General features: G+C 33.1%; 13 protein-coding genes. 12 read left to right on the top strand and 1 reads right to left on the bottom strand.

Annotation, left to right across the window (positions count from 1 at the left end):
• Positions 1-56: 56 nt before the first annotated feature.
• Positions 57-1,055, top strand: a complete 999-nt coding sequence (locus KHA90_RS04990; RefSeq protein WP_213296025.1) for a GntR family transcriptional regulator — start codon at positions 57-59, stop codon at positions 1,053-1,055.
• Positions 1,056-1,367: 312 nt separating this feature from the next.
• Here KHA90_RS04990 and KHA90_RS04985 read toward each other — a convergent pair whose 3' ends face one another.
• Positions 1,368-2,057: an NUDIX hydrolase gene (locus KHA90_RS04985; RefSeq protein WP_213296024.1), complete on the bottom strand. Its 690-nt coding sequence runs from the start codon at positions 2,055-2,057 to the stop codon at positions 1,368-1,370.
• A gap of 635 nt (positions 2,058-2,692) precedes the next feature.
• On the opposite strand from KHA90_RS04985, the gene KHA90_RS04980 reads away from it, so the two are divergent.
• The 11 genes from KHA90_RS04980 (at position 2,693) to KHA90_RS25610 (ending at position 13,602) form a co-directional block, all read left to right on the top strand.
• Positions 2,693-4,240, top strand: coding sequence for an alpha-N-arabinofuranosidase (locus KHA90_RS04980; protein ID WP_213296022.1), 1,548 nt, complete (start codon positions 2,693-2,695; stop codon positions 4,238-4,240).
• 320 nt (positions 4,241-4,560) lie between these two features.
• Positions 4,561-6,252: a ribulokinase gene (locus KHA90_RS04975; protein ID WP_213296021.1), complete on the top strand. Its 1,692-nt coding sequence runs from the start codon at positions 4,561-4,563 to the stop codon at positions 6,250-6,252.
• Positions 6,236-6,937 carry an L-ribulose-5-phosphate 4-epimerase gene (locus KHA90_RS04970; protein WP_072957886.1) on the top strand — a complete coding sequence of 234 codons (702 nt, stop codon included), beginning with the start codon at positions 6,236-6,238 and terminating at the stop codon, positions 6,935-6,937. The genes KHA90_RS04975 and KHA90_RS04970 overlap by 17 nt, the downstream gene beginning before the upstream one ends.
• Before the next feature lie 98 nt (positions 6,938-7,035).
• Positions 7,036-8,544: an L-arabinose isomerase gene (gene araA, locus KHA90_RS04965; RefSeq protein ID WP_213296020.1), complete on the top strand. Its 1,509-nt coding sequence runs from the start codon at positions 7,036-7,038 to the stop codon at positions 8,542-8,544.
• Positions 8,545-8,649: 105 nt separating this feature from the next.
• A complete protein-coding gene (locus tag KHA90_RS04960) occupies positions 8,650-9,834 on the top strand; it encodes an aldose epimerase family protein (protein ID WP_213296019.1) in 1,185 nt (394 codons plus the stop codon).
• Between the two features lie 225 nt (positions 9,835-10,059).
• On the top strand, positions 10,060-10,521 hold the full coding sequence (locus tag KHA90_RS04955) for an OsmC family protein (RefSeq protein ID WP_213296018.1): 462 nt from the start codon (positions 10,060-10,062) through the stop codon (positions 10,519-10,521).
• A 316-nt stretch (positions 10,522-10,837) separates the two neighbouring features.
• Positions 10,838-12,163, top strand: a complete 1,326-nt coding sequence (locus KHA90_RS04950) for a phage integrase SAM-like domain-containing protein (RefSeq protein ID WP_213296017.1) — start codon at positions 10,838-10,840, stop codon at positions 12,161-12,163.
• Positions 12,147-12,395: a hypothetical protein gene (locus KHA90_RS04945; protein WP_213296015.1), complete on the top strand. Its 249-nt coding sequence runs from the start codon at positions 12,147-12,149 to the stop codon at positions 12,393-12,395. Before KHA90_RS04950 ends, KHA90_RS04945 begins: the two co-directional genes overlap by 17 nt.
• A gap of 148 nt (positions 12,396-12,543) precedes the next feature.
• Positions 12,544-12,831: a helix-turn-helix domain-containing protein gene (locus KHA90_RS04940; protein WP_213296013.1), complete on the top strand. Its 288-nt coding sequence runs from the start codon at positions 12,544-12,546 to the stop codon at positions 12,829-12,831.
• Positions 12,832-13,016: 185 nt separating this feature from the next.
• Positions 13,017-13,256, top strand: coding sequence for a hypothetical protein (locus tag KHA90_RS04935; protein WP_213296011.1), 240 nt, complete (start codon positions 13,017-13,019; stop codon positions 13,254-13,256).
• A 214-nt stretch (positions 13,257-13,470) separates the two neighbouring features.
• On the top strand, positions 13,471-13,602 hold the full coding sequence (locus tag KHA90_RS25610; RefSeq protein ID WP_262899353.1) for a hypothetical protein: 132 nt from the start codon (positions 13,471-13,473) through the stop codon (positions 13,600-13,602).
• The last annotated feature ends 205 nt before the right edge of the window (positions 13,603-13,807 follow it).

Here is a 13,807-nt window from a genome sequence, read left to right as displayed (position 1 = left end):
GCTTTGCATACCGGTACCTACCAGTTTTTTGTATATTGCTCAAAAATCTATTTTTTATGAATATTATTTCCATTCAAAATAACATTGGATTGCCAAAATATAAGCAGATTATTCTTTCAATAGAAAAAGCAATCGAAGAAGAAAAATTGGTAAAAGGCGACAGGCTTCCGTCTGTGAATAAAGTTTGTCTGGCGTTTTCATTATCGCGTGATACGGTTTTATTGGGTTATGATGAACTAAAAAAAAGAGGCATTATTTATGCCATTCCAGGTAAAGGATATTACGTTAAAAGCGTTGAAACCACTATAAAACAAAAGATTTTTTTATTATTTGATGAATTAAACAGTTTTAAGGAAGACATCTATAATTCGTTTTTAAAAAACATTGGAAAAAATGTTCAGGTCGATATTTTCTTTCATCATTTTAATGTTCCCGTTTTTCAAAAGCTAATAAATGACAGTAACGGGAATTATACAAAATACATCATTATGCCAACTAACTTAAACGATGTAGTTAAATTTATAAAAACCCTACCAGTAAGCGAAGTTATCATACTGGATCAGACCAATCCGGACTTGAAATTGTATCCCGCCATTTATCAAAATCACGAAAAAGATATTTTTGAAGGTTTACTAAAAGGGAAATCTAAATTAGGAAAATATAAAAAACTAATTTTAATTTTTCCCGGATTCCGGGAACCACTGGGGATGAAAATTGGATTTGAAAATTTTTGTACCAATTACAATTTTGAATATGAAATCATAACTGAATTTACAGATAGGGAAATTACTTCGGGAGATTTATATATTATCCCGAATGATCGTGATTTAGTGCGTGTAATCGAAAATGCACGAGGTCAAAACCTGAAATTAGGAATTGATTTTGGCATTATATCGTACAATGAAACGCCGTTAAAAAAGATTGTAGCAAACGGAATCACCACCATTTCAACCCATTTTGAAACCATGGGCAAAATTTTGGCAGATATGGTCATCAAAGGAAGGAAAGAACAAATAGAAAATAAATCATCCTTAACGATCCGCAACTCCTTATAAATTGTAGACTATTTAGGTTTGCTTTTGACTAAATTTTTTATTTGTTTTTGTGAAATTATTTTGCTTATATTTGTAAATTTATATTTAACACTTATTTTTTTTATGTAAGTGAAAACAACAAAAATTTTAGGTTAGATTAATTAGTTAGTTTTTTAATAGTAGTTTTATTGAAGAAAAAACCCTGAGAGTTTGTGGCTTTCAGGGTTTTGTTTTTATTCGATATTTTTCTCGCAGATTTGGCAGATTTGATATTTTAAAAAATAAAAAGCTGTGCAAATCACTTTTAATACGTAAAATCTGTGGGCAAAATTTTTATAAATTCAATACAAAATCGTTCAGTAATTTTTCTTCGTATTTCTCCTTATTAAAAGTGTAGAGATAAGATCCTTTTCTGGAAGACTGCATGTCTTTTTCTTCTAATTTGTTTAAAATTTCTAAGGAGTTAATTTTACTGATAAAATTTCGTTTGTCTAATTCCTTACTCAAAATTGCTTCATATAATTCTAACAATTGACGCATAGTAAATTTTTCCGGCAGTAATTCAAAACCAATTGGTTTAATCGAAGTTCTGTAGCGTAATCTTTTAATAGCATTTTGTACCATTTCGTTATGGTCAAAAATTAAATGAGGAGCTTCGGCAATACTAAACCATTGCGCGTGATAATTTTTAATCAGTTCAGCATTATGATTTTCGATATTGATCAAAGCATAATATGAAACCGAAATGGTTCTTTCGACAGGATCACGATCAATTTCACTATAAGCATATAACTGCTCCATATAAATGTCGTTTAAACCCGTGTAGGTATTTAAAATTCTAATTGCAGCATTATCTAATACTTCATCTCTTTTTAAAAAACCTCCAATCAAAGACCATTTTCCTTTTTCAGGCTCAAAGTCTCTTTTGATCAAAAGTATTTTCAACCCCTCATGGTCAAATCCAAAAATGATACAATCAACCGCCAATAAAACTTTATCAGCAGAGCTATAACTGTTTAGCATACTCAATATTTTAGCTGTAAATATATAAACTTCCCAATTCGTTTCACAACTTATTAATGTTGTTTTTACACTTAATTTTTATAACTCTTTTATAAAAAGTTATAACCTAAGTTTCGATTTCAATTCTAGTGACAAAAGTAATAGTTTTTTTATGCTAAAATCACTATTAAACCTCTCCTTTTTAACTTTTTTTGATATTTATTTTAGTGCAGAACATATGGTATCAAATTGTCATTTTAACCATTTGCCATCGTTATAAAAAATTTATTTAATAAAATAAAAAGCATTTTTCTACTATCTGTTCAGTATTCTAATTTGCGAAATACTCTTTTTTTCCTCTTAATTTATCATTTATTTGTTTTTGCATGTTAATTTTAATTAGATTTACAAATGTGCAATCAACACTTATGATTTTTGTATTCGTTTATTGAATAAGCTTTAAAACGTGAGAATAAAGCTTGTGTCTAATTAGAATTATAAGGGAATTGATTCTGAGATTTCTCTTTTGTTACTTTAATTGAAAATCGGCGTTATTCAATTATTACAGCGATTCATTTTTTTATTAGAATTATCACAACCAAATATCATAACCAGATTTCTGAGCTTCTGGCTGATATTACAACCAAACCAATATTATGAAAAAAGTACTTTTCATCACTTTTCTTTTTACAATTTGTAATCAGTTGAGTTTTGCTCAAAACCAGACTACTATTATCAGTATAAAAAATACTACTGATGCACCAATAATCAATAAGAACATCTACGGACATTTTGCTGAGCATTTAGGACGATCTATTTATGGAGGGTTTTTTGTGGGCGACACATCCAAAATTCCAAATACAAATGGAGTTAGAAATGATATTATTAAAGCTTTGAAAGAATTAAAAATTCCAAATTTAAGATGGCCCGGTGGTTGTTTTGCCGATACTTATCATTGGAAAGATGGCATTGGACCAAAACCAGAACGACCAACAATTGTAAACAAATGGTGGGGTGGTGTAACCGAAGATAATAGTTTTGGCACGCATGACTTTTTGAATATGTGCGAATTGCTTGGTGCAGAACCTTATTTGTCAGGAAATGTGGGAAGCGGAACTGTTCAGGAATTGGCAGATTGGGTACAATACACCAATTTTAGCGGCAGAAGTCCGATGAGTGATTTACGCAAAAAGAACGGCAGAACAGAGCCGTGGAAAGTTAAATTTTGGGGAATTGGAAATGAAGCCTGGGGATGTGGAGGAAATATGACAGCAGAATATTATGCAGGAGAATACCGCAAATTTGCCACATTTATGTCGGATTGGGAAAATACCGGAGGATTTACAAGAATCGCTTCAGGATCAAATAGCGCCGATTATAATTGGACAGAAGTCCTTATGAAAAACATTCCATTAAATATGTTAGGCGGAGTTGGCGTACATCATTATGCCGTAATCGATTGGGCTAAAAAAGGTGATGGCGTTGATTATACCGAAGATCAATATTTTAAAACCATGAAAGAAGCTTTGAAAATGGAAGAACTCGTTACCAGACACAGTGCGGTAATGGATAAATACGATCCTGAGAAAAAAGTAGCCATAATGGTTGATGAATGGGGCGCGTGGTATGATGTTGAAAAAGGCACAAATCCCGGTTTTTTATACCAGCAAAATACAATGAGAGATGCTGTTTTGGCAGGATCGACATTAAACATTTTTAACAACCACGCTGACAGGGTTCGTATGGCAAATTTAGCTCAATGCGTCAATGTTTTGCAAGCGGTGATTTTAACAGATAAAGCAAAAATGATTACGACGCCAACATATTATGTCATGAAAATGTATAATGTACATCAGGACGCTACATTATTGCCAGTTAATTTTCAATCTCCATTGTATAATTTTAGTGGAGAAACACTTCCGGCTGTTTCAGCATCAGCTTCTAAAGATAAAAGCGGATTGGTTCATATTTCATTAGTAAATATTGATTCGAAAAATAAAAATAAAGTAGAAATTGACATAAAAGAGCTGGGAGTTAAAAACTTTACCGCCACTATTTTAACAGCTTCAAAACTGCAGGATTATAATTCATTTGATACTCCAAATAAAATTGTACCAATAAATTTTAAAGGTTTTGAAAATAAAAAAGGAAAATTAGAAATTACCATTCCTCCATTCTCCGTAATTGTTTTAGAAGGAAAATAGAAAGCAATATTCTCTATTAATAAAAATTTTTAAGAATTGATTTTGAATCAAAATCCATCCCAAATAGAATGAATTGAAAGTAAAATAAAGTAATACCAAAACTGATTATATAAGATTGGCTTTTTAGAGTTTTGAAGATAATCATGAAATAATCGCAACATAATAAATGTAAAATCAACGTTTGTTTTCTGTTTTAATGCTAAAGTTCTGTTTTTATGCATTATCTGTAAAAATTAAAACGATAATTTTTGTTAAGTGTTTTTTATACACTTATGAATTAATTATATTTATATTTGTCATTATTTTAAAATGACTTTCGAATGAAAAATTACGTTATAGGATTGGACTACGGAACAGATTCTGTTCGGGCGATGCTAATAGATACTGAAAATGGGCAAGAACTGGCATCAAATGTTTCTCATTATAAAAGATGGAAAAACAAACAATATTGTGACGCATCCATAAATCAGTTTCGTCAACATCCTTTAGATCATATTGAAGGATTGGAAATTACGATTCAAACCGTTATAAAAGAGAGTAAAGTTGATCCTTCGCTAGTACGAGGAATTTGTATCGATACAACAGGATCTTCACCTGTTCCTGTAACCAAAGACGGAATTCCATTGGCATTGACAAAAGGTTTTGAGGAAAATCCAAATGCGATGATGGTGCTTTGGAAAGATCATACTTCTATAAATGAAGCAAACGAAATAAATGAACTGGCAATAAGCTGGGGCGGAGAAAACGTTACCAAATATGTAGGCGGAATTTATTCATCAGAATGGTTTTGGGCAAAAATCCTGCACATCGCCAGAGAAGATGAAGCCGTTCGAAATGCAGCGCATACCTGGATGGAACACTGCGATTTAATGACCTATTTATTAATAGAAGACAAAGATTTAAAAACCTTTAAAAGAAGCCGTTGCGCCGCGGGTCATAAAGCAATGTGGCACGAAGACTGGAACGGACTTCCTCCGGTTGAATTCTTAGAAAAATTACATCCTTATTTAGCAACGCTTCGTGGCAATTTATATGATGAAACGTATACATCTGATTTAGTTGCCGGAAATTTAAGCAAAGAATGGGCAGATCGTTTAGGCCTTTCTACGGATACAGTTGTAGCCGTTGGAACTTTCGACGCGCATTCTGGGGCTGTTGGAGCAAAAATTGGCGAGAATACTTTGGTTCGCGTTATGGGAACTTCAACCTGTGATATTTTGGTTGGTTCTTATGATGAAGTTGGAACCAAAACCGTTCGCGGAATCTGCGGGCAAGTTGACGGATCTGTAATTCCGGGCTTTATTGGTTTAGAAGCAGGACAATCGGCTTTTGGAGATTTATTGGCTTGGTATAAAGAATTATTGCTTTGGCCAACCGATCATTTATTAACGGCTTCAACTGTTTTAAATGATGCTCAAAAAGAACAATTAAGAGAAGAATTCAGCGATAAATTAATTGTTGAATTGACAAAAGAAGCAGAGAAAATTCCGGTTTCAGAAAGTCTTCCAATCGCTTTAGACTGGATCAACGGACGAAGAACTCCAGATGCTAATCAGGAATTAAAAAGTGCTATTTCGAATTTATCTTTAGGAACAAAAGCACCACATATTTTTAAAGCTTTGGTAAACGCTATTTGCTTTGGAGCGAAAAAAATCGTCGATCGTTTTGAAGAGGAAGGTGTAAAAATCGACAGCGTAATCGGAATTGGAGGCGTTGCCCGTAAATCACCTTTTATCATGCAGACTTTGGCAAACGTATTGAACAAGCCAATTAAAATTGCAGCTTCAGACCAGACTCCAGCTTTAGGAGCGGCGATTTATGCAGCAGTTGCAGCAGGAATTTATCCGAATGTAATTGAAGCAAGCCAAAAAATAGGAAGCGATTTCGATGGAGAATATTTCCCTCAATTAGATAAAGTAGCAGCTTACAACAAATTGTTAATTGCTTACGATCAATTAAGTGCTTTTGAAGATCCAACTATAAAAAAATCAAAACATGAGTTCTCTTTATAAAGATTTAAAACAAGAATGTTACGAAGCCAACATGCAGTTAAATGCATTAAATTTGGTTGTATATACATTCGGGAATGTGAGTGCGGTGGATAGAAAAAATGGTGTCTTTGCCATAAAACCAAGCGGCGTTCCTTACGAAGATTTAAAACCTGAAGATATTGTGATTGTCGATTTTGATAATAATATTATCGAAGGTTCGATGCGTCCATCATCTGATACCAAAACACACGCTTACTTATATAAAAACTGGCCAAATATTGGAGGTGTTGCACATACACACGCAACTTATTCAGTTGCCTGGGCACAATCGCAACGCGATATTCCAATTTTCGGAACTACGCATGCCGATCATTTAACAGCTGATATTCCGTGTGCACCACCAATGGCAGATTCGCTTATTGAAGGAAACTACGAGCACAATACCGGAATTCAGATTTTGGATTGTTTTAAAGAAAAAAATCTTTCGTATGAAGAAGTCGAAATGGTTTTAATTGGAAATCACGGTCCATTCGCTTGGGGAAAAAACGCAGCAAAAGCAGTTTACAACAGCAAAGTTTTAGAAGTCGTTGCCGAAATGGCGTATCTGACTTTACAAATAAACCCAAACGCACCAAGATTAAAAGATTCCCTAATAAAAAAACATTACAATCGTAAACACGGAAAAGATTCGTATTACGGACAGTAATTGTTTATTTGGTGAATCGGTAAATCGTTTAATCGATTCCGCAGTTCACGATTAAACAATTCAACAAATAAATAGTTCAACAAATAAACGATTACACAATGATAGATATATCTCAAAAAGAAGTATGGTTTGTAGTAGGAAGCCAGGAATTATATGGTGAAGAAACACTAAGAAAAGTAGCGGAGCATTCGCAGATAATTGCAAAAGGATTAGGAGCTTCGTCTCAAATTCCTGTAAAAGTGGTTTATAAAGATGTGGTGAAATCGCCTTCTCAGATATTAGATGTTTGTTTAGCGGCAAATTCGGCTAAAAACTGTATTGGTCTTATTGCCTGGATGCACACTTTTTCGCCGGCCAAAATGTGGATTGGCGGATTAAGTATTCTAAAGAAACCATTGTGCCATTTACACACACAATACAACGCTGAAATTCCGTGGGGAACTATCGACATGGATTTCATGAACCTGAATCAATCAGCACACGGAGATCGTGAGTTTGGTTTTATCATGTCCAGAATGCGTAAAAAACGTAAAGTAGTGGTTGGACATTGGGAAGATTCTCGCGTTTTAAACAAATTGGGAGTTTGGACAAGAGTAGCTCTTGGTTGGGATGAACTTCAAAACTTAAAAGTTGCCCGTATTGGAGACAATATGCGTGAAGTTGCCGTTACAGAAGGTGATAAAGTTGAGGCTCAAATTCGTTTCGGAATGTCGGTTAACGGATATGATTCTTCAGATGTGACGAAACATATTGAGAAAGTTACAGACCAACAATTAAATGATTTATTAGCAGTTTATGAGTCTTCTTATTCTTTAACTGATTCTTTAAAAGAAGGCGGAGCGCAAAGAAGTTCATTAGTAGAAGCAGCAAAAATAGAGTTAGGTTTAAGAGCTTTCCTTGAAGAAGGGGGTTTTGGAGCCTTTACAGATACATTTGAAAACCTTGGAGTTTGGAAACAATTGCCAGGAATTGCAACACAAAGATTAATGGCCGATGGTTATGGTTTTGGTGGTGAAGGCGACTGGAAAACGGCTGCAATGGTTCGTGCCTTAAAAGTAATGAATGTGGGGCTTGAAGGAGGAACTTCTTTCATGGAAGATTATACGTATCATTTTACACCGCAAAAATCATATGTTTTAGGATCTCACATGTTAGAAATTTGTCCATCAATTGCAGACGCAAAACCTTCATGTGAAGTGCATCCTTTAGGAATTGGCGGAAAAGAAGATCCTGCACGTTTGGTATTTAATTCTCCAGCCGGAGCTGCAATTAATGTTTCGTTGATTGATATGGGGAATCGTTTCCGTTTGATTGTAAATGAAGTGGAAGCTATTAAACCATTGGCAGATTTACCAAAATTACCGGTTGCAAGAGTTTTATGGGATTGTAAACCAAACCTTGATATCGCAGCAACGGCCTGGATTTTAGCCGGAGGAGCACATCACACCGTTTATAGTCAAGCGATCACAACAGAATACATGGAAGATTTTGCGGATATCGCAGGAATCGAATTATTGGTGATTGATGAAAAAACTACCGTAAGAGACTTTAAAGATAAGATCAATGCGAATGAAGCATATTATCATTTGTTTCAACATGGACTATAAATTAGTCAAAAGTCGAAAGTCATAAAGTCCGAAACTTTTAGTTACTTTGAGAAAAGACTTTATGACTTTTGACTTTAAGACTTTACTAACTTAAAATAATTATTTATGAATGTATTAAAACGTTGCGTTTTCGGTTTAAGTCTTTTGAGTTTGGCTATAGTTTTTGTTCAATGCAAAAGCGATAAAAAAGCGGATACAGAAAAAGTTACTACAGAAGAAAAAGCTTTGGTTTCGATCGAAAAATCAGAATACGGAAAAACAGCAAAAGGAGAAAAAGTCGACAGTTATAAGCTGAAAAACCAAAATGGGATGGAAGTTGATATCATCACTTTTGGTGGAAGAATAACAGATTTGAAAGTGCCAAATAAAGAAGGTGTTTCTGAAAATGTTGTAATCGGATTTAATTCTTTGGAACAATATGAAAAAGAAAATCCATTCTTTGGAGCTTTGATTGGAAGATATGGAAACCGAATTGCAAAAGGAAAATTTACATTAGATGAAAAAGAGTATCAATTAGCAATAAATAATGCGCCAAATGCTTTGCACGGCGGTCCAAAAGGATATTTTAACGTTGTATGGAAAGCTGATGAGGTAAAATCTGGAGCTACAGCTTCTTTAAAATTATCATATTTAAGTAAAGATTTAGAAGAAGGTTATCCGGGAAATCTACAGGTTTTTGTAACCTATACTTTAACAAATGATAACGAATTAGAGGTTCTTTACGAAGCAACAACAGATAAAAAAACGGTTGTGAATTTAACGCAACATTCATATTTCAATTTATCAGGAGATTTTACAAAAACAATCTTAGATCACGAATTGACTTTGAATGCTGATAAATTAGTTCCGGTTGATGCAACTTTAATTCCGACAGGAAAATTAGAAGATGTTGCCAATACGCCTTTCGATTTCAGAAAACCAAAACTAATTGGAAAAGACATTGAAGCAAAAAACGAACAATTACAAAAAGGAAAAGGTTACGATCATTGCTGGGTATTGAACAATCCTGAAAAAGGAAAAACAATCATTGCAAAAGTATACCACGCTGCCAGCGGAAGAATCTTAGAAATAACAACGGATGAACCTGGAATTCAGTTTTACTCCGGAAATTTTCTTGACGGAACTTTACCAACACGTGATGGAAAAACATATGCTCACAGAACTGGTCTTTGTCTGGAAACAGAACATTATCCGGATTCTCCAAACCAGAAAAATTTCCCAACAACGGTTTTAAACCTGGGAGAAAATTATAGAACTAAAACTACTTTTAAATTTTCTGTACAAAAATAGTTTTAGGATTTGTTTTACTAGTTCAATTCTCTAAGAAACCTCGGAAGTTATGCTTTCGAGGTTTTTTATATGCCAAGTGCAATTTAATTGAAGTAATTTTTTTTATCGCGCAAAGTCGCAAAGAAAATTAAGAAAGCTTAAAAACTTTGCGTCTTTGCGACTTTGCGCGATTAATTCATTTGCATCTTATAAAGACTTAATTTAGCATTAGCAAACGAAAACAAAATGAAACATCTATTCAAGGCAGAAGCAAACTGGACTTCAAATCAAAAACCGGCAGATTCAACAACGAGATTTTACAGCAAAAGCCATCAAATTAAAATCGAAGGAAAACCTGTTTTAAATGTTTCTGCAGCAAAAGCTTTCAAAGGCGATCCGGAATTATACAATCCCGAAGATTTACTTTTAAGTAGTTTAGTTTCCTGCCACATGATGTCCTATCTATATGTCTGCTCTCAAAACGGAATAGAAGTTCTGGAATATTCAGACCATGCCGAAGCAACGCTCGAAGTTTCTCCTGACGGAAGCGGACGCTTTACAGAAGTTCAATTAAATCCAAAAGTAAAGATTTCAAATCCTGATAAAATAGAGTTGGCAATAGAATTGCACACAAAAGCAAATCAATTGTGCTTTATCGCTAACTCGTGCAATTTTCCCATTTCGCACAATGCAGCTTGTGAATTTTAAACCATATAAGTATATAAGTAAATATGACGTTGCGTTATAAAGCGCCAACTATTAAATGAACTTATATGGCTTATATGGTTTAAAAAAACCACATAAAACCAAAAAAACCTCTTCTTTCGAAGAGGTTTTTGTACCCGGAGCCGTTTTACAACCCTCTTAATTTGTAAGAATAAAAGAAATTAAAAAAACCATTGTTAACACCTTTATTTTAATAGTATTGCGCATTTTATTCTTACAAAAAAATTAAGACAGATTAAGGCAAAGTAGGATAAATTAAGATATTTTCGGCAATATTTCGGCAAAATGTTATCTTCGTATGATAACAATTAACTATATGAAAATTCGATATTTTATTATAAAAGGCAAATCTGAATTATCCAGCATTTATGTTAGGTTTTGGGATAGCAATAGAATAGATCAAAAATCACGAACGGGGCTAACTGTGAAATTTAATGAATGGAGCGATACTAAAGAACAGGTGAAAATTAGCGTTACAACTCCTCAAAAAGACTTCATTAATAGTAAACTTCGTAATCTTGAAAATTATCTTTTAGAAGAGTACAATATCGACTACAACACACAACAGAATATAAACAATATTTGGCTTAAAGAAAAAATAAAAAAGTTCTTTGGTCGAGCTGAAAAAGATGAGCTTTACAAAATTTATTTTATGGATTGGGTTAAAAAGTATATTGATGATTCGCCACAAAGACTTTATAAAGGCAATCCTATTTCTCCAAGGACAATCCAACATCATACAACTGCAAAAAACAAACTTTCCAATTATGAAAAACATTCAAGAAAAAAGCTTCGTTTTCAAGATGTTAATTTAGAGTTTTATAGAGATTTTTTATTTTACTGCAGAAATTTCGAAAAATTAAACGACAATACTTTTGGAACACAAGTTGCAATTTTAAAAACATGGTGTAAAAACATAGAAATTGAAGGATTACCTATAAATCAAGAATACAAACACTCTGAATTTAGAGTACTCACAAATCCAACCAAAGATGTTTATCTTACAGAAAATGAAATAAATGCAGTTTACAATCACGATTTTAGTTATTCAGAACGACTGGATAACGTGAGGGACAATTTTATTTTTGGTTTGCGTACAGGGTTGAGAATTTCGGACTTTTTAAAATTAGAAAAATTCAATTTTGTTGGAAATTTTATAGAAATTATTACCAAGAAAACATCTCATTCTGTTATTATACCAATGCACCAACAAATAAAAGACATCTTAACCAAAAGAGACGGCAATTTACCGCATCAAATTTCTGATGCAAAATTTAATGAATATGTTAAAGAGGTCTGCCAAGTTGTAGGGTTTACAGAAATGATTGAGGGCGCAAAAATGACAAATAAAAAAGACGAGAAAGGATTTTTCCCAAATATAGAAATAATTTCAAAAAACAAGAACCGAAAAGAATTTGGGACATTCCCAAAACATGAACTCATTACTTCGCATACGTGCAGGCGTTCCTTTGCTTCTAATCTATACGGAAAATTGCAAAATGGTACTATAATGGCAATTACAGGACACAAAACTGAAACGCAATTTTTGAAATATATTAAAATAACTCCAAGAGAAAATGCTGAGAAACTAAAAGAACATTGGGAAAATGAAAAGAATTCCTGAAAAAATAACCAAATCTTTTTTGTTCGAGGCATATAGCGACCAGCTACCTGAAAAAATAATTAGAGCCACTATTAACTATTACATTAAACTTTTAGGTGGTAATATTAGAAATAAAATAGTATCCGATATTGTTTTTGTTTCCTTTATAAAAACTTTCGGTATTCCTAATGGTTATGAAGCTTCAGAACAATTAAAAATAAAATGCAAAAAAATAAACATTACCTGCCTATAAATGTTAAAATTCACTCGTAGACTTCCCTAACTTAATCAATCCTGCTACATCTTAAGGTATCTTAAGGCATCATATCCAATCCTCATACGCTGAGCTTAATCTAACTTAAGTTTGTCCTATCAATCATCAATCAAAAAACGATTAAGTTATGACAAACGTACTTCAACTAGAAAACACCAACGCTCTTGATTTTAAAAACCAAATTGTAAAAGAGGTTATCGATGCTCTTAAGGGATTTGCAAACACTTTACAGCCCGACAATGAACAACTATTGACGAGGGAGGAAACAGCCAAAATGCTATCCGTTTCACTTGTGACATTGTGGGACTGGACACGTAAAGACCTTATTCCCGCATACCGCATTGGTAACAAAGTTCGCTACAAAAAAGGAGAGGTTTTCGAAGCTTTACAAAAAATGAATAAATTTCAATCTTAATTCATTTTAATTGAAATTAATTTGTACGTTTGCCTCGACACCGCATATCAGGGAGCAATCTCTAAAAAACTTATCGACAATAACGAAGTACCCCATGGGTATCATTTCCGAAAGGATTGTAACTTCATTCTCTGAATGTGGTGTCAACCCTAAAGGGTACTTCGCCTATAAAAAACTTTTTTCTTATGACACCAGAAAAAACACCCTATGAAGTTCTTAAAGAGAAACACGATTTTTTAAAAGAAAATTACGAAATTCTTATTTACCTTAAAAATCTGTACAAACAGGACTTAAAACATAAAGAAAAAGAAATTGAACGTTATAAACAGGGTTCGTCCTCTTTTATAGAATACACCTATCTTGATTTTGAAAAGGCAAAGGTTTATGTGAAGCCCGACTTTTTAGAATTGCAAATGCTTAATTGAAACCTTTGCAAAGGCATTGCAAAAGCCTTGCAATAAAAATTGGCAATCAAATCAATACTTAAAAAAAGTAGATTTTTTTTAGTTCCTGGACAAAGCTCCGGAGCAGATCCTTGTAAAATAAATCTACAATTTTAAAAACCTACTTCAATAGAATTAAGCATTTTAATAAACAAAACCGTAGTAAAATAGATTGCAACGAGTTAAATATTTGATTATGAAAAAAGTACAAAAAAGACCGAAAACAATTACCACTCAGGGCGTTGACAGGAAAAACAATAGAGAAATTAATAAAGTTTTCAAAAAAGTTTTTACTAAATATAACATTGAAAATTTTAAGACTAATTAATAATTGCAAAGCCTTTGCAAAGGCTTTGCAAAAACACACTAATCAAATTAAAAACAGAAATCCATTGCTGAACAATTGCAATTGATTCTAATATTTACGTCACATGAATCTAAAAGTATTACAAGCTATCAATAATAAAGCAGAGTTACAGAATTTATATATAAGTCAAATGTCCTGTGAATATATTCGAAAAGAAATAAACGGG

The sequence above is a fragment of the Flavobacterium psychroterrae genome, from assembly GCF_018380615.1.
Taxonomy (GTDB): domain Bacteria; phylum Bacteroidota; class Bacteroidia; order Flavobacteriales; family Flavobacteriaceae; genus Flavobacterium; species Flavobacterium psychroterrae.
This window is presented reverse-complemented; position numbering and strand designations above follow the sequence as displayed.

What these genes read in the sequence shown, in the direction of transcription:
- KHA90_RS04990 (WP_213296025.1), top strand. Translation starts at nt 57, where the DNA reads ATGAATATTATTTCCATTCAAAATAACATTGGATTGCCAAAATATAAG.
- KHA90_RS04985 (WP_213296024.1), bottom strand. Translation starts at nt 2,057, where the DNA reads ATGCTAAACAGTTATAGCTCTGCTGATAAAGTTTTATTGGCGGTTGAT.
- KHA90_RS04980 (WP_213296022.1), top strand. Translation starts at nt 2,693, where the DNA reads ATGAAAAAAGTACTTTTCATCACTTTTCTTTTTACAATTTGTAATCAG.
- KHA90_RS04975 (WP_213296021.1), top strand. Translation starts at nt 4,561, where the DNA reads ATGAAAAATTACGTTATAGGATTGGACTACGGAACAGATTCTGTTCGG.
- KHA90_RS04970 (WP_072957886.1), top strand. Translation starts at nt 6,236, where the DNA reads ATGAGTTCTCTTTATAAAGATTTAAAACAAGAATGTTACGAAGCCAAC.
- araA (WP_213296020.1), top strand. Translation starts at nt 7,036, where the DNA reads ATGATAGATATATCTCAAAAAGAAGTATGGTTTGTAGTAGGAAGCCAG.
- KHA90_RS04960 (WP_213296019.1), top strand. Translation starts at nt 8,650, where the DNA reads ATGAATGTATTAAAACGTTGCGTTTTCGGTTTAAGTCTTTTGAGTTTG.
- KHA90_RS04955 (WP_213296018.1), top strand. Translation starts at nt 10,060, where the DNA reads ATGAAACATCTATTCAAGGCAGAAGCAAACTGGACTTCAAATCAAAAA.
- KHA90_RS04950 (WP_213296017.1), top strand. Translation starts at nt 10,838, where the DNA reads ATGATAACAATTAACTATATGAAAATTCGATATTTTATTATAAAAGGC.
- KHA90_RS04945 (WP_213296015.1), top strand. Translation starts at nt 12,147, where the DNA reads ATGAAAAGAATTCCTGAAAAAATAACCAAATCTTTTTTGTTCGAGGCA.
- KHA90_RS04940 (WP_213296013.1), top strand. Translation starts at nt 12,544, where the DNA reads ATGACAAACGTACTTCAACTAGAAAACACCAACGCTCTTGATTTTAAA.
- KHA90_RS04935 (WP_213296011.1), top strand. Translation starts at nt 13,017, where the DNA reads ATGACACCAGAAAAAACACCCTATGAAGTTCTTAAAGAGAAACACGAT.
- KHA90_RS25610 (WP_262899353.1), top strand. Translation starts at nt 13,471, where the DNA reads ATGAAAAAAGTACAAAAAAGACCGAAAACAATTACCACTCAGGGCGTT.